The sequence below is a fragment of the Kribbella sp. NPDC051952 genome, from assembly GCF_040680855.1.
In the GTDB taxonomy this organism is placed as follows: domain Bacteria; phylum Actinomycetota; class Actinomycetes; order Propionibacteriales; family Kribbellaceae; genus Kribbella.
In genome coordinates this window covers 45348-59472 of the sequence record NZ_JBFAXQ010000004.1, presented here as the reverse complement: position 1 = coordinate 59472, position 14125 = coordinate 45348, and the positions used below count along the sequence as shown (strand labels likewise).

Sequence of the window (14125 nt, the reverse complement as noted above, 5' to 3'; positions counted from 1 at the left end):
AATGGCGAGTGCTCAGGGCAGGAACGGCGTCAGCACGGCGAGGAAGTCGTCGAGGCGCTCGGCGTGGACCCAGTGGCCGGCTTCGGCGACCTCGGCGTACTGGACGTGCGGGAAGTACGTCGCGATCGTCGCGCGATGGTCCTGCTGGACGTAGTCGGACTTGCCGCCGTAGACGAAGAGCGTCGGGCCGTCGTACTGCCGGCCTTCGAGGCCGGACGGCCAGCCGGAGATGGCCGGGAGAGCAGCCTCGATGACCGGGAGGTTCGGCCGCCAGCGGGCGCCGTCGGCATCGAGGATGAGGTTCTGTAGGAGGAAGGCGCGGGTGCCGGGATTGGGGACGGCGGCAACCAACTGCGCGTCGACGTCGGCACGCCGGGCAATCGAGGAGAGATCAGCGGTCCGCATTGCCTGCGCGTACTCGACGAAGGCCGGCGGGTAGGCAACTGGCGCGGCATCGACGACCACCAGTCGCTCGACCACGGCCGGGTACTGCAGCGCGGTCAGCATCGCGGTCTTGCCGCCCATCGAGTGACCGACCAGCGCGACCGGCCCGACCCCGAGCGACTCGATCGTCTCGCGGACGTCGTCGGCCATCTCCGGGTAGCTCATCGTGTCCGTGTGCGGCGACGTGCCGTGGTTGCGCAGGTCGAACGCGAAGACCCGGTGCTGGCCGGAGAGCCGCCGGGCCGCGGTCATCCAGTTGCGGCCGGAGCCGAACAGCCCGTGCATGACCACGACCGGCGTACCAGTCGCGCCGTACGACGTCACCGGAAGCTTCATCAGGCAAACCTTTCAGCGGCGGCGTTGCCAGCAGGCGGTGTGCCAGTGGCGTCGCTCGTCGAGGGACTGGGCGCCGCCGAGCGCGGCGAGCAGGCTGGGGTTGTCCGGCCAGACGACGACATGCGGCGTCGCGGGCCGGATCTGCTGGTCGCAGCCGGGGCAGCGGTACGGCTTCGACGACGCGGAGCCGGACACGCGGCGGACGTTCCACTCGCCGTCGGACCGCTCCTCGCGCGACTGGTTACCACCGAGCCGGGGCCGGTCGCCGACCGGCCGCTGCCACTTGGAAGGTCTTCTGCGCGACATAGCCCTTCCAGGCTAGCCGTATGAGCTAGCTCACTCGCGCGCGACGGCGTACGCCGCGGTGCCGATCAGCTCCATCGACACCTGCAACCGTTGCAGGCTGACGTTCTTCGCGATCGTGTCCTCGGGCGAGTGGTACGGCGGCTCGAGGAACGCCGGCGAGATCTCACCACGCCACGAGAAGTTCGCCGCCGCGATCCCGACCTCCTGGAACGACTGGTGGTCCGACGCACCACGCAGGACCGGGCCGACGATCTGCGGGTCGTACCCGAGCCGTACGCCGGACGCCCGGACCGCATCGGTCGCCGTGTTCGCGAGTCCGGTGAACGACAGCAGCCAGTACGTGATGGCCGGGTCCCAACTGGTGGCGACCATGTCGTTCTGGAAGACCGCCTTGTACCGATCGCGTTGGTCCTGGGCCAACTGCGCGACGTGGTACCGGGATCCGATCAGCCCCTGCTCCTCCGAACCCCACAGCGCGAACCGCAGGGTGGCGTTCGTGGGGAGGCGGCTCATCACCCGGGCCAGTTCCATCGTCAGCACGGTCCCCGAGCCGTCGTCGTTCGCACCCGGCGCACCGATGACCGAGTCGTAGTGACCACTCACCATCACGATCGGCCCGTTGGTGCCGGACTTGCCGCGACGCTCGCCGATCACGTTGTTCGAGATCAGTCCGCGGTGGGCCGTCGTACTGATCCGCAGCGGCAGTGAGGTCACCACCGCGAGCGCCTCCCGGATCAGCCGCTTCTGCACCTGGGCGACACCGATCACCGGGATCGGTGCGTCGGTCAGACCGGCGGGCGAGAATGCCGAGGCCCGGCGTGGGAACACCTGGTCGGCGGGCAACAGGATGACTCCGACAGCACCCCGCGCCACGGCCTCCGCGACTAAGGCCGGGCGCGATGCTGCCACGTCATCCGCGATCACGATCGAGCCGGCCACGTCAGCCGGCCAGACCGGTGCCGTCGCGGCTCCGACGTCCCGGACCGGTCCTTCGACTGTGACGTCGAGCTTGCCGCCAGGAGCGGCGCCGGCCTGCCAGCACAGGTCGTTCGGCAGCACATCGCGTACGTCGGTGATCTGGGCAAGGAACTTGTCCGCGACCGGGAACGGCTCCAGCCGGGTCCGGTAGCCGAACCTGTCCAACTGATCGGCGATGTAGTCGGCCGCACGCTTCTCACTCGTGGTCCCGCCGATCCGCGGACCGATGTGTTCCGACAGGACCTGCAGGTGACGCAACGCGCGGTCGGACGACAGTCCCGACACGATCTGCCGGTCGTACTTGTCCAGCTTCGGGCGGGTGACCGCACCTGGTCGCAGGTCGTCCGCACCCCAGGCAGGGGCAGCGGGGAGAGCAGTCGCGGCGGTGACCCCGGCAACGGCGCCGAGCAGGCCGCGACGACTCAAACCGGATCTTTCGGTCATGAAGGTCTCCTCAAAGGTGGGCGGCCCCGAGGAGTGAGAACCTAACCGATCTGCGACTGAGTCGCCTAGAGCTCGGCTAGCGCTGGTTGCGAAGTTCCGCGCCGACCGCGTGCATATGCCGCAAACCCATCAGGTACGAATCAATCAGAGTCGTGCTGACATAGGGCATTCCGACGCTTTCGCAGTACGACCGGACGATCGGCTGGGCGAAGCGGAGGTTGGCGCGCGGCATGCTCGGGAAGAGGTGGTGCTCGATCTGGTAGTTGAGCCCGCCCATCATCCAGTCGGTGACGATCCCGCCGTTGACGTTGCGCGAGGTGAGGACCTGCTTCTCCAGGTGACCCCAGTTGGTGTCGTCGTCGGGCATCTCCATGCCCTTGTGGTTCGGGGCGAACACGCTGCCGAGGTGCAGGCCGAAGACCATGTGGTGGATCAGTGCGAACAGCACCGCCTGGCCCGGCGACATGATGATGAACAGCGCCGCGAAGTACAGGCCGAGGTGAGCGGCCATCAGGCCGAGCTCGGTGCGCTGGGTGCGGCGACGCTCGAGCAGGAAGCGGATGCTGGAGACCTTGAGGTTGAAGCCCTCGAGGGTGAGCAGCGGGAAGAAGATGCGGGCCTGGTTGCGGGTCAGCCAGCCGAACAGGCCTTCGCGGCCCTCGGCCTGCTCCATCGTCCAGACCAGGATGCCCTCGCCGACGTCCGGGTCCTTGTCGGTGTGGTTCGGGTTCGCGTGGTGCCGGTTGTGCTTGTCGTTCCACCAGGCGTAGCTCATCCCGAGCAGCAGGTTCCCGTGCAGCATGCCGATCCAGTCGTGCAGCTTGCGGGAGGAGGCGATCTGCTGATGGCCGGCGTCGTGCCCGAAGAACGCGGCTCGGGTGGTGAAGATGCCCAGCGGGATGGCGAGCAGCAGCACCCACCAGGACGCGCCGATCACGGCGATCCCGGCCCAGGTGATGCCCATCAGCGCGACGTTGATCCCGATCGCCATCGCGTACGCCGCCGTACGGCGCTCCAGCAGGCCGGCAGCTTTGACCTCGCGGAGCAAGGGCGAGAATTCGCTGCCCCGGGCAGCAGAAAGCACAGTTGGCTGAGCCATTTAGGTCCTCATCTCGACAGCGGTGGGGGCCTAGGCGAACAGCCACGGCCAGGGTACGGCATCCACCCTCGTCGCCCTAACGGCCGAAAACATGAGTGTTACTACCCGAACCCAGTGGGGTGACAGTGCCCAGGCAGGAGTGGACCTAACACCACTGAGACGAATCCCACCCTCAGTCATGATGGGTCCATGACCACCATCGCCACCCAGGCACCGCCGATGCGGTACCCCAAGCTCGCGCAGCCTTGGATCGCGCTGTTCCTGGCCGTCCTGGCCGAGATCGGTATCGCGTTCTTCGTGCTCAGCGTCGTCTCGGTGCCGCTGATCGCGGTCTGGGTCGGCATCCCGCTACTGCTCGGCGTGGTCCCGGCCACCCGCTGGTTCGCGAACTGTCACCGCACCATGCTGGCCGGGTTCACCGGCGAGCGGATCCCGCGCCCGTACAAGAAGCCGCCGATCCCCGGCGTGCTGATGTGGCTGCGGACCACGCTCACCGACCCGGCCACCTGGCGAGACATCATCTGGCTGCTCGTGAACGCGGTCTTCGGATTCACGCTGTGCCTGCTGAGCGCCGTACTCTTCCTGGCCACACTGTTCTACCTGGTCTACCCGCTGCTCGTCGGCGTCACCCCGGAGGGGGTCTTCACCGAGCCGTTCGGCGGGCTGATCACCGTGAACTTCTGGACCAGCTTCCTGCTGACCCCGGTCGCGCTGATCGCGTTCCTGATCTGGAATGCCGCCGGCGAGCGGCTGCTGAAGGCGAACGCGTTCATGGCCCGCTCGCTGCTCGGCCCGACCGAGAGCGCGAAGCTGGCTCTGCGGGTCCGTGAGCTGGCCGAGTCCCGCGCCGAGACCGTCGACACCCAGGCGGCCGAGCTGCGCCGGATCGAGCGGGACCTGCACGACGGCGCCCAGGCCCGACTGGCCGCGCTCAGCATGAACCTGGGCATGGCCGAGGAGATGGTCGCCCGCGACCCGGCCCAGGCGGCGGCCCTGCTCACCGAGGCCCGGCAGTCCGCGAGTACGGCGCTGTCCGAGCTGCGCGACCTGGTCCGCGGGATCCACCCGCCGGTGCTCGCGGATCGCGGTCTGGACGGTGCGGTCAAGGCCCTCGCGATGTCCTGCCCGTTCAAGGTCGACGTCACCTACGACGTACCCGGTCGTCCGCCCGCGCCGGTGGAGTCCGCGGCGTACTTCGCGATCGCCGAATGCCTCGCGAACGCGGTCAAGTACTCGGCCGCGACGACCGCCTGGATCCAGATCACGCACGAGGAGGAGAAGCTGCACATGATCGTCGGCGACGACGGCGTCGGAGGTGCGGTGATCCGGCCCGGCGGCGGTCTGTACGGTATCGAGCGGCGGCTGGCCGCCTTCGACGGTACGTTGACCGTGGTGAGCCCGAGCGCCGGGCCGACCACCGTGATCATGGAGCTACCTTGCGAGTCCTCATCGCTGAAGACCACGCCCTCCTCCGGGACGGACTGATCCGTCTCCTGGAGGCGCACGACTTCGAGGTCGTCGAGGCAGTCGACAACGGTCCCCGGCTGGTGCCCGCCCTGGTGGAGCACCGGCCGGATGTGGCCGTTGTCGACGTCCGGCTGCCACCGACGTTCACCGACGAGGGCCTGAAGGCCGCGATCGAGGCGCGTCGCCAGGTCCCCGGCCTGCCGATCCTGGTGCTGTCGCAGTACGTCGAGCAGCTTTACGCACGGGAGTTGCTGACCGGAGGCGGTGGCGCGGTCGGCTACCTGCTCAAGGACCGCGTCTCGAACGTGGCCGAGTTCCTCGACTCCGTACGCCGGGTCGCCGCCGGAGGCACCGCGATGGACCCGGATGTGATCGGTCAGCTACTGGCTCGCAACACCCGGGACGAGCCGATCGGCCGGCTCACCCCCCGCGAGGCCGAGGTGCTCGGCCTGATGGCCGAAGGTCGGTCGAACGCCGCCATCGCGAGCGCGCTCTTCGTCACGGAGAAGGCCGTCAGCAAGCACACCAACAACATCTTCTCGAAGCTCGACCTGCCGCCGTCGGAGGACGACAACCGCCGCGTGATGGCCGTACTTACCTACCTGTCGTCCCGCTGACCCGGCTCAGGAACTCGCGGGTGCGGGCCTCGCGGGGGTCGTCCAGCACCTCCGCCGGCGGGCCGACCTCCAGTGGGCGGCCCTCGTGCAGGAAGCAGACCTGGTCGGCCACGTCCCGGGCGAAGCTCATCTCGTGGGTGCAGATGAGCATGGTCATACCGTCGGACTTGAGTTCGCGCAGCAGGTTCAGGACCTCGCCGACCAGCTCCGGATCGAGTGCCGAGGTGACCTCGTCCAGCAGCATCAGCTGCGGCTCGTTCACCAGGGCCCGCGCGATCGCGGCCCGCTGCTGCTGACCGCCGGACAGCTCGTCGGGTCGGGCCGACGCCTTGTCCGCGAGGCCGACCCGCTCGAGCATCTCCAGCGCCCGGGTCCGCGCGACGTCCCGCGGCACCCCGTGCACGCGGATCGGCGCGAGCGTGATGTTGTCCAGCACGGTCAGGTGCGGGAACAGGTTGTAGGCCTGGAAGACGATCCCGATCCCCGAACGCACCTTGTCCTGGTCGATCCGCGGGTCGGTGATGTCCACGCCGGCCAACTGGATCACACCGTCGTCCACGACCTCCAGCAGGTTGACGCAGCGCAGCAGCGTCGACTTCCCGGATCCGGACGCGCCGATCAGTACGACGCACTCCCCCGGCTCGACGTCCAGGCCGAAATCGTCGAGTACGACGTTGTCGCCGTACGACTTGCGCACTCCGCGCAGCGTCAACAGGCTCATACCGGACCACCTCCGCCGCCGTACCAGCCTTGCCGGCGGGCGACGTAATCGGTCAGCCGGGTCAGCGGGATCGTCAGCGCGACGAACAGCAGCCCGGCCACGACGTACGGGGTGAAGTTGAAGTCCTCGGCCGTCTCCAGCTGGGCCGCGCGGATCGCGTCGATCACGCCGAGGACCGCGATCAGGCCGGAGTCTTTCTGCAGGCTGACGAAGTCGTTCAGCAACGGCGGCAGCACCCGGCGGACCGCCTGCGGGAGTACGACGAAGCGCAGCGTCTGCCGGTACGACAGCCCGAGCGATCGCGCGGCCGCCCGTTGGGACGGGTGCACCGACTCGATCCCGGCCCGGAAGACCTCGGCGACGTACGACGAATACGTCAGCACCAGCGCGGCCCCGCCCCAGACCACCGCCTGGTTCGGCAGCCCACGCAACTGCAACGCGGGTACGCCGAAACCGAGCAGAAAGATCACCAGCAACAAGGGCAACCCGCGGAACACGTCCGTGTACGCGGCCGCGAACACGCGGAACGGGAAGAAGATCGGCCCGCGCAAGGTCCGCATGATCGCCAGCGTCATCCCGAGGACGACGATCAGGACGGCGCAGATCAGCATCACCCGGACGTTCAACCAGAGGCCCCGGGCAACGACCGGCAACGCGTCCCAGCCGCGATGGACGTCGAAGAACGTCTCCCGGACCCGCGGCCAGCCGGGGGTGGAACCGATGCCGACGACAACCAGTGCGAGCAGGACCAGCGAACTGACCACGGCGATCAGGATCGACCGCCGGGCCCGCCGTCGCCGGTACGCGATCCGTTCCAGCTGCAGTGCCGAGGGTTGCCAGTCCGTCACGACAGTTCCGGCGCGCCCTGCGTGGTCAGGAACTCCTTCTGCAGGTTGGCCAGGGTGCCGTCCGCCTTCAGCGCGTCGACGGCCTGGGAGACGCACGCGGTCAGCCCGGAACCCTTCGCCAGCACGAAGCCGAACTGCTCGGCCTGCCCGGACGCGGGCAGCTGACCGACGATCTTGCCGTTGTCGAGCTGCGCCGCGGTCATGTAGAACGCGGTCGGCAGGTCCACCACGATCCCGTCGAGCTGCTTGTTCTTCAGCGCCTGCACGGCCAGGTCGTTGGTGTCGAAGACGCCCGGGGTCTGCTTCGGTTTCACCACGTCCCGCAGCGCGGTGTAACTCGTCGTACCGACCTGGGCGCCGAGTTTGGCGTCGGCGAGGTCAGCGACCGAGGTGGCGTTCGCGATCTTGCTGCCCGCGGTGGTGATCACGGTCTGCCGGACGTCGTAGTACCCGGAGGAGAAGTCGACGGCCTTGCGTCGCTCGTCCGAGATCGAGACCTGGTTGACGTCCAGGTCGAACGCCTTCGGCCCCGGCGCGAACGCACTGTTGAACTGGACCGTCTGCCACTTCACCGAGGCGTTCTCGAAGCCGAGCTTCTTGGCCACGGCATAGGTGACGGCCGATTCGTACCCCTTGCCGTTGCTCGGGTCGTCCTTGCTGAACCACGGCTCGTACGCCGGTTTGTCCGTCCCGACCGTCAAGGTGCCGGCCGTCTTCAGGGCCAGCTTGTCCTTGGCACACGCATCCGCCCCGGACGGTGTCGACGTACCGCTGGAGGTGTCCTCCGGAGCGCACGCCACGACACCGAGGACCAGGGCCGCCGCAACCACCACTGCACGCGATCTCATGCGCAGAGCCTAAGACCTCCGGCGGTAGGTAGTAGGGCTTGATCCGGTGTGCAGACGGAATCGGGTCGAGAAGTACAGCGGATCCGCATAGCCGACCTCGGCTGCGACCGACGCCACCGAGCGGGTGGTGAGCTCCAGCAACCGGCAAGCTGCGTCCAGCCGGCGGCGTTCGAAGAACTGTTGGGGGCTGACGCCGAGCTGCGCGCGGAACAGATGAGCGAACCGGGACACCGAGAGGCTGGCCGCCCGCGCGAGCTTCGGCAGGTCGAACTGGGCCTTGAGGTCCTGGTCGATCAGCTCGATCACGCGGAGCAGGCGGTCGTCGATCCGGACCGCTTTCGGGTTCTGGGTATCGCACCAGAGCAGGGCGGCCTCGAGGGCGTTCGCGCTGAGCTGCTCGCCCTGGGTGAGAACGCTGCGCTGATGCCGGATGGCGTCCCGGAGTTGATTGGCGATCCGCTCGAAAGCAGCCGCGGCAGGCCGGAGCTGGAGGATGCCGGGAGCGGATTCTGGCCAGTCGAGCAATGGCAGCCAGTCGGGCTTCGGGTGGAGATGAGCGTAGAGGAAGTGCCAGCGCTCCCCCACCGTCGCGTAGTCGTGCAGGGTGCCGGGGCGGACCAGGGTGAGGCTGCCCGGATCGGCGCCGACAATGCCAAATCTCCCGCGGCCGTCGAGGGTCTGCACGAGTAGCCAGTCGGTGGTCCCGCGGCGGCGATAAGTCGTGTACTCCGGACCCTCGTCGAACTCGCCGGTCAGCAACCGGCGTACTTCCGGAGTCGGCGAATCAGCAGGATCTCGAAGGTTCACAGCTCAATAGGCTATCGCCGGTCCAGGCTGCGGGCGCGGATCCTGGAGGTATGACGGAAACAGTCGCCGACATCTACCGGCGGGACGGGATCGTGCAGATCCCGCAACTGCTGGAACCTGCCGAGATCGAGCAGATCAAGACCACCTTCATGGACCAGGTCGCCGCGGACCTCTCGCTGGCGATCGACGACGGCGTCCCCGACGACGACCCGCTGGCCCGGTACCCGCGGTTCGTGCACCCGCATCGCCGGGCCGATCTCCCGGTCGGCAAGCTCTCCCTGGAGCTGATGCTGGACAGCCGGATCCTCGATGTCGTGACCGTGCTGATCGGGCCGGCGCTCGGCGCCCAGTCGATGTTCTACTTCAAGCCGCCGGGCGCGCGCGGCCAGGCGCTGCACCAGGACAACATGTCGCTGCGCGCCGATCCGGAGACCTGTCTGGCCGCCTGGATCGCGGTCGACGACGTGGACGCGGACAACGGCGGGCTCGCGGTCGTCCCCGGATCCCACCAGGTCGATCTTCTCTGTCCCGAACCGGCTGACCTGACCCAGTCCTTCACCGGCGCGGAGGTCCCGGTGCCGGAGGGTCTCAGCAAGGTGCAGACCAAGATGCGGGCCGGTGACGCCCTGTTCTTCCACGGCAGCGTCGTCCACGGATCGCGGCCCAACACCACCGCGGACCGCTTCCGCCGTGCGCTGATCTTCCACTACATCCCCGAAGACAGCACTGTGATCGCCGCCTTCTACAACCCGCTGGTCCGTCCGGACCGCCGGCCCGCAGTCCTGCCCGAAGCCATCGGCGGCGGCCCCTGCGGCGACTACGCCGCCGAGACCTGAGTCGTCAGTTGCTGTAGTCGCGGAAGCCTCGGCCGGTCTTGCGGCCGAGGTAGCCGGCGGTGACGAGGTGCTCGAGCAGCGGGGCCGGGGCGAAGCCGGGCTCGCGGAACTCGAGGTACAAGGTCCGCTGGATCGCGAGCGAGACGTCCAGCCCGACCACGTCGAGCAGTTCGAACGGGCCCATCGGGAGGCGGCAGCCGAGCTTCATCGCCGCGTCGATGTCGTCGACGTTGGAGTAGTGCGCCTCGAGCATCCGGACGGCATCGTTCAGGTACGGGAACAGCAGCGCGTTGACGATGAAGCCGGCCCGGTCACCGCAGCGGACCGGATGCTTGCCAGCGGCAACAGCCAGCCCCGCGACCGTGTCGGCGACGTCGGGCGACGTGCTGACGGTGCTGACGATCTCGACCAGCTTCATCACCGGAGCCGGGTTGAAGAAGTGCAGCCCGACCACGTCGGCCGGCCGCTTCGTCGCCATCGCCAGGTCGATCACCGGCAGCGACGAGGTCGTGGTCGCCAGGATCGCGCCCGGCTTGCAGATCTCGTCGAAGGTCTCGAACAGGGCCTGCTTGACGCTCAGCTCCTCGACCACGGCCTCGACCACCAGGTCGACCCGGGCGAGGTCGTCGAGCTTCGCCGTACCGGAGATCCGGCGCAGCGCCGCGTCACGCTCGTCGGAGGACAGCTTGCCGCGCTGGACGCCCTTCTCCAGCGAGCGTTCCAGGGTCGCGCGAACCCGGTCGACCTTCTCGGTGCCGCGGGCAACATAGAGAACGTCGTACCCGGCCTTGGCGCAGACCTCGATGATCCCGACCGCCATCGTGCCCGAGCCGACCACGCCGACCTGCTTGATCGGGCGGACCGCCGGCGGCTCACCTGAGGTCGACGGGGTGAGCTCGTCGTCGACCACGACCGGCGAGTCCGGCGACTCGTAGGTGTAGAAACCACGGCCGGTCTTGCGGCCGAGCAGACCGGCGGTGACCATCTGCTTCAGGATCGGCGCCGGCGCGTGCAGCCGGTTGCGGCCCTGCTTGTACATCGTGTCGAGGATCTCGTACGTCGTGTCGAGCCCGATCAGGTCGAGCAGCGCCAGCGGGCCCATCGGGTAACCGCAGCCGAGCCGCATCGCCGCGTCCACGTCTTCCCGGGTGGCGTAGCGGGACTCGACCATCGAGACGGCGTGGTTGAGATAGCCGAAGAGGAGTGCGTTCGCGATGAAGCCGGCCCGGTCGGCCGCGACCACCGGGACCTTGTCGAGGCGGCGGGCCAGCGCGAGTACGTCGTCGACCACGTCGGGCTCGGTCACGACGGTCTTGATCACCTCGACGAACTCCTGCACCGGCGCCGGGTTGAAGAAGTGCATGCCGACGACGCGGCGTGGACGCTGGGTCGCCACGGAGATCTCGGTGACCGAGAGCGAAGAGGTGTTAGTGGCGAGGATCGCGTCGTCGCGGACGACCTTGTCCAGCTCGGCGAAGATCTCGCGCTTCAGCTCGAGCCGCTCGATCACCGCCTCGATCACCAGGTCGCAGTCGGCGAGCGCGTCCATCGAGGTCGCGAACGTGACCCGGTCGAACAGGGCCTGCTGGTCCTCGACCGACAGCTTGCCGCGCTTCACGGCCCGATCGGTCGAGTGCTGGATGTGCCCACGGCCGCGCTCGGCGGCTTCCTCGTCGCGCTCGACGCCGACCACCGTCAGGCCGTTGCGCGCGAACACCTCAGCGATCCCGGCACCCATCGTGCCGAGACCCACCACACCCACCGTTGTCAGTTCCCGAGCCATGCCGTGCACTATGCCAGTCCGCGTACTGGTCCGCCCATGAGCTGAGTCACCCGCGAGGGCTGTGTCACATCGGGACAGCTCATCGCGTAGTCGCATTGGGACAGCTCATCGCGTAGTCGCATCGGGACAGCTCATCGCGTAGTCACATCGGGACAGCTCATCGCGTCCGGGTCACACCGTCTCCTCGAACACGGCCGGTGTCGTCAGCCAGCCGTCCATCAGCCAGTGAGGATCCGGAGCACCCTCGAGCGCCGCTGCGATCGGCTTCGGCTTCAGACTGTGCGCTTCCAGGTTCTGCACCGGCAGCCAGACAGCCCGGTAACTCCCCTGCTTGGACTCCGGCGGACTGTCCATCTCCGGCCCGTCCCCGCTCCCGAACTCGCCGCCGATCAGGTCGGCGAGGAAGTAGTGCTGCGTACTGTCGCCAAAGTTCACGACCGCGACGAGCCCGCGGATCTTCACCAGCAGACCGAGTTCCTCGTGGGTCTCCCGCCGGGCGGCCTCCGCCAGACTCTCGCCCTCCTCGACCTGACCGCCGGGCAGCACGTGGTACGTGCGCCCGTCGCGGACCCGCTCGATCGCGGCGATCCCGTCCGGCGACAGCAGGACGATCCCGGCCCGGATCATGCGCGCGTCGCCACGAAGTTGAACCAGCCACCGATCTGACCGGCCGTCCGGCGTAGCTCCTGGAGAACCCACCCGGTCGATGTCAGCAGCTCACGCAACGGGTCTTCCTCCCACATGACGAAGTGCCGCGGCAGATTGAGGTGGCGGTTCGACCACTCCTCGCCCTTGCCCTCCCGGGTGCTGATCGCCAGCACGCCCGCGGCCCGCCCCGCCTTCCGTAGTACGTCGGCCAACTGCGCCCGGTCGAAGTGCAGGACCACGGCATCGGCGAAGACGGCGTCGTACGGTCCGCCGAAGTCGTCCCGGAGTGCGTCGAGCCGAGCAGCCTCGTACCCGTCGGTCCGCATCATGTCGATGAACGCCTGCGTCGCGTCGGTCCGGCGTACGACGAAACCCCGGCGCTCGAGCTCGATCGCATCCCGGCCGGTGCCGCTGCCGATCTCGAGCACCCGCGCGCCCGGCGCGATTCGGTCCGCGAGCAGGTCGATCAGTACGTGGTTGGGCTCCTTCGGGATCGACTCCCGGAACGCCTCGGCGGCCTGTTCGTACGCCGCCAACGTCACCTCGTTGTCCGACGGCACCCGCGTCCACCCGTCGCCGGTGTGCTCCACGAGCGCCGGCAACCGGAGCCCGAGATCCAGCCCGAGTACGACGACGGTCTCGCCCCGATGCAGGTCAGCGATCGACTGCAGTTCGTCGTCGGGACGCCGTACCAGCTCGGGTACGACGGTGAGTTGCACGCCCAGGCGATCCGCCAACCGTGCCCCGGCCGCCGCCTCGAACGGACCGGCGTACACCTGGGCGATCCGCTCCCCCACCGCAGCGTCCTGCACATCCCCAGGCAGGAGCAGAATCCGGGCGGGACACATGAGGTTCATCGGGCGACGTACTCCAGCGCCTCGGCGGCGTAGTCCGGCCAGGCCGCCGACTCGGCGAGCGGGATCACCACCCACTCCTTCATCGGCCGTCCACCGCTCGGGTCGAAGGGCTCTGCGCCGGGCAGCGTGAGCGCCTTCTCCCGGGGCTCCGGCGGGAGCTTGAAGGTCATCGCGTCGCCGTACATCCCGGCGACGACCGTGCGGCCGAGCTTGAGACACGGCATGCCGAACATCTTGCCCCGGACCACGCCGGCCGACTCCAGTCCGGCCGCGACCGCGTCGTACGCGGCGAGCGCCTGTTCGCTGACCTTCGGCATCATGCCCTCCACCCTCCCACTCCTCCCGGCCAGGCGACATGGGTTTCGGAGCGGTTGTGGACTACGGTGCTTTCTCGTGCGCTTGGTGATTGCTACGTGTTCTGTGGACTACTCCGGACGGCTGACGGCTCATCTGCCGATGGCACCGCGGTTGCTGATGGTGAAGGCGGACGGGTCGGTGCTGATCCACGCCGACGGCGGTTCGTACAAGCCGCTCAACTGGATGTCGCCGCCGTGCAAGCTGACCGTCGAGGATGACATCTGGAGCGTCACCAACAAGGCGGGCGAGGAGCTGCGGATCACCATCGAGGAGGTCCACAGCGACACCGCGTACGAGCTCGGGACCGACCCCGGCCTGATCAAGGACGGCGTCGAGGCACACCTGCAGGAACTGCTGGCCGAGCACGTCCACACCTTCGGCGAGGGCTGGACCCTGGTACGCCGGGAGTACCCGACCGCGATCGGCCCGGTCGACCTGCTCTGCCGCGACGCCGACGGCAAACACGTCGCGGTCGAGATCAAGCGCCGCGGCGAGATCGACGGCGTCGAACAACTCACCAGGTACGTCGAACTCCTCAACCGCGACCCCCTCCTCGCCCCGGTCCGCGGCATCTTCGCCGCCCAGCTCATCAAGCCCCAGGCCCAGTTCCTCGCCACCGACCGCGGCCTCGAATGCGTCACCGTCGACTATGACGCCCTCCGCGGCATGGAATCCGACGTCCTCCGCCTCTTCTGACCCACCGACCTGTTGACAGCTCTTCACCGTCGG

General features: G+C 68.4%; 16 protein-coding genes. 4 read left to right on the top strand and 12 right to left on the bottom strand.

Annotated elements, in window-relative coordinates; translation table 11 throughout:
* Positions 1–12: 12 nt before the first annotated feature.
* The 4 genes from AB0L70_RS09625 to AB0L70_RS09610 all read right to left on the bottom strand — a co-directional run bounded on the left by AB0L70_RS09625 (position 13) and on the right by AB0L70_RS09610 (position 3607).
* Positions 13–780 carry an alpha/beta fold hydrolase gene (locus AB0L70_RS09625; RefSeq protein WP_363681953.1) on the bottom strand — a complete coding sequence of 256 codons (768 nt, stop codon included), beginning with the start codon at positions 778–780 and terminating at the stop codon, positions 13–15.
* Between the two features lie 12 nt (positions 781–792).
* Positions 793–1086 (bottom strand): hypothetical protein, encoded by a 294-nt coding sequence (locus AB0L70_RS09620; protein WP_363681951.1) that lies wholly within the window; start codon positions 1084–1086, stop codon positions 793–795.
* Positions 1087–1116: 30 nt separating this feature from the next.
* Positions 1117–2508, bottom strand: coding sequence for a M28 family peptidase (locus AB0L70_RS09615; RefSeq protein ID WP_363681949.1), 1392 nt, complete (start codon positions 2506–2508; stop codon positions 1117–1119).
* A gap of 76 nt (positions 2509–2584) precedes the next feature.
* Positions 2585–3607 (bottom strand): acyl-CoA desaturase, encoded by a 1023-nt coding sequence (locus tag AB0L70_RS09610; protein ID WP_363681947.1) that lies wholly within the window; start codon positions 3605–3607, stop codon positions 2585–2587.
* Positions 3608–3796: 189 nt separating this feature from the next.
* On the opposite strand from AB0L70_RS09610, the gene AB0L70_RS09605 reads away from it, so the two are divergent.
* Positions 3797–5092 carry a sensor histidine kinase gene (locus AB0L70_RS09605; RefSeq protein WP_363681945.1) on the top strand — a complete coding sequence of 432 codons (1296 nt, stop codon included), beginning with the start codon at positions 3797–3799 and terminating at the stop codon, positions 5090–5092.
* On the top strand, positions 5044–5691 hold the full coding sequence (locus AB0L70_RS09600) for a response regulator transcription factor (RefSeq protein WP_131517943.1): 648 nt from the start codon (positions 5044–5046) through the stop codon (positions 5689–5691). Before AB0L70_RS09605 ends, AB0L70_RS09600 begins: the two co-directional genes overlap by 49 nt.
* Here AB0L70_RS09600 and AB0L70_RS09595 read toward each other — a convergent pair.
* From AB0L70_RS09595 to AB0L70_RS09580, 4 genes are read right to left on the bottom strand one after another with little or no spacing between them, the layout of a single operon-like run.
* Positions 5669–6412 carry an amino acid ABC transporter ATP-binding protein gene (locus AB0L70_RS09595; RefSeq protein ID WP_363681942.1) on the bottom strand — a complete coding sequence of 248 codons (744 nt, stop codon included), beginning with the start codon at positions 6410–6412 and terminating at the stop codon, positions 5669–5671. The two genes, AB0L70_RS09600 and AB0L70_RS09595, sit on opposite strands and share 23 nt — an antisense overlap.
* Complete coding sequence (locus AB0L70_RS09590; RefSeq protein WP_363681940.1) at positions 6409–7260, bottom strand: amino acid ABC transporter permease; 852 nt, start codon at positions 7258–7260, stop codon at positions 6409–6411. The genes AB0L70_RS09595 and AB0L70_RS09590 overlap by 4 nt, the downstream gene beginning before the upstream one ends.
* Positions 7257–8108, bottom strand: a complete 852-nt coding sequence (locus AB0L70_RS09585; protein ID WP_363681938.1) for an ABC transporter substrate-binding protein — start codon at positions 8106–8108, stop codon at positions 7257–7259. Before AB0L70_RS09585 ends, AB0L70_RS09590 begins: the two co-directional genes overlap by 4 nt.
* Positions 8109–8117: 9 nt before the next feature.
* Positions 8118–8915, bottom strand: a complete 798-nt coding sequence (locus AB0L70_RS09580) for a helix-turn-helix domain-containing protein (protein WP_363681936.1) — start codon at positions 8913–8915, stop codon at positions 8118–8120.
* Positions 8916–8965: 50 nt separating this feature from the next.
* Here AB0L70_RS09580 and AB0L70_RS09575 point away from each other — a divergent pair, with 50 nt between their 5' ends.
* Positions 8966–9751 carry a phytanoyl-CoA dioxygenase family protein gene (locus AB0L70_RS09575; protein WP_363681934.1) on the top strand — a complete coding sequence of 262 codons (786 nt, stop codon included), beginning with the start codon at positions 8966–8968 and terminating at the stop codon, positions 9749–9751.
* A 4-nt stretch (positions 9752–9755) separates the two neighbouring features.
* Here AB0L70_RS09575 and AB0L70_RS09570 read toward each other — a convergent pair whose 3' ends face one another.
* The 4 genes from AB0L70_RS09570 to AB0L70_RS09555 form a co-directional block, all read right to left on the bottom strand.
* The gene (locus AB0L70_RS09570) at positions 9756–11534 is read right to left on the bottom strand and encodes a 3-hydroxybutyryl-CoA dehydrogenase (RefSeq protein ID WP_363681932.1); all 1779 of its coding nucleotides are present in this window, start codon (positions 11532–11534) and stop codon (positions 9756–9758) included.
* 171 nt (positions 11535–11705) lie between these two features.
* A complete protein-coding gene (locus AB0L70_RS09565; RefSeq protein WP_363681930.1) occupies positions 11706–12161 on the bottom strand; it encodes an NUDIX domain-containing protein in 456 nt (151 codons plus the stop codon).
* Positions 12158–13039, bottom strand: a complete 882-nt coding sequence (locus tag AB0L70_RS09560) for a class I SAM-dependent methyltransferase (RefSeq protein WP_363681928.1) — start codon at positions 13037–13039, stop codon at positions 12158–12160. The genes AB0L70_RS09565 and AB0L70_RS09560 overlap by 4 nt, the downstream gene beginning before the upstream one ends.
* Entirely contained in the window at positions 13036–13359 is a 324-nt protein-coding gene (locus tag AB0L70_RS09555; RefSeq protein WP_363681926.1) for a hypothetical protein, read from the bottom strand. The genes AB0L70_RS09560 and AB0L70_RS09555 overlap by 4 nt, the downstream gene beginning before the upstream one ends.
* A 73-nt stretch (positions 13360–13432) precedes the next feature.
* Here AB0L70_RS09555 and nucS point away from each other — a divergent pair, with 73 nt between their 5' ends.
* Positions 13433–14092 carry an endonuclease NucS gene (gene nucS / locus AB0L70_RS09550; RefSeq protein ID WP_363681924.1) on the top strand — a complete coding sequence of 220 codons (660 nt, stop codon included), beginning with the start codon at positions 13433–13435 and terminating at the stop codon, positions 14090–14092.
* Positions 14093–14125: the final 33 nt, after the last annotated feature.

Coding starts and splice junctions, on each gene's coding strand:
- AB0L70_RS09615 (WP_363681949.1), bottom strand. CDS start 2,508: ATGACCGAAAGATCCGGTTTGAGTCGTCGCGGCCTGCTCGGCGCCGTT.
- AB0L70_RS09620 (WP_363681951.1), bottom strand. CDS start 1,086: ATGTCGCGCAGAAGACCTTCCAAGTGGCAGCGGCCGGTCGGCGACCGG.
- AB0L70_RS09555 (WP_363681926.1), bottom strand. CDS start 13,359: ATGATGCCGAAGGTCAGCGAACAGGCGCTCGCCGCGTACGACGCGGTC.
- AB0L70_RS09585 (WP_363681938.1), bottom strand. CDS start 8,108: ATGAGATCGCGTGCAGTGGTGGTTGCGGCGGCCCTGGTCCTCGGTGTC.
- AB0L70_RS09610 (WP_363681947.1), bottom strand. CDS start 3,607: ATGGCTCAGCCAACTGTGCTTTCTGCTGCCCGGGGCAGCGAATTCTCG.
- AB0L70_RS09575 (WP_363681934.1), top strand. CDS start 8,966: ATGACGGAAACAGTCGCCGACATCTACCGGCGGGACGGGATCGTGCAG.
- AB0L70_RS09565 (WP_363681930.1), bottom strand. CDS start 12,161: ATGATCCGGGCCGGGATCGTCCTGCTGTCGCCGGACGGGATCGCCGCG.
- AB0L70_RS09570 (WP_363681932.1), bottom strand. CDS start 11,534: ATGGCTCGGGAACTGACAACGGTGGGTGTGGTGGGTCTCGGCACGATG.
- AB0L70_RS09595 (WP_363681942.1), bottom strand. CDS start 6,412: ATGAGCCTGTTGACGCTGCGCGGAGTGCGCAAGTCGTACGGCGACAAC.
- AB0L70_RS09560 (WP_363681928.1), bottom strand. CDS start 13,039: ATGAACCTCATGTGTCCCGCCCGGATTCTGCTCCTGCCTGGGGATGTG.
- AB0L70_RS09605 (WP_363681945.1), top strand. CDS start 3,797: ATGACCACCATCGCCACCCAGGCACCGCCGATGCGGTACCCCAAGCTC.
- AB0L70_RS09625 (WP_363681953.1), bottom strand. CDS start 780: ATGAAGCTTCCGGTGACGTCGTACGGCGCGACTGGTACGCCGGTCGTG.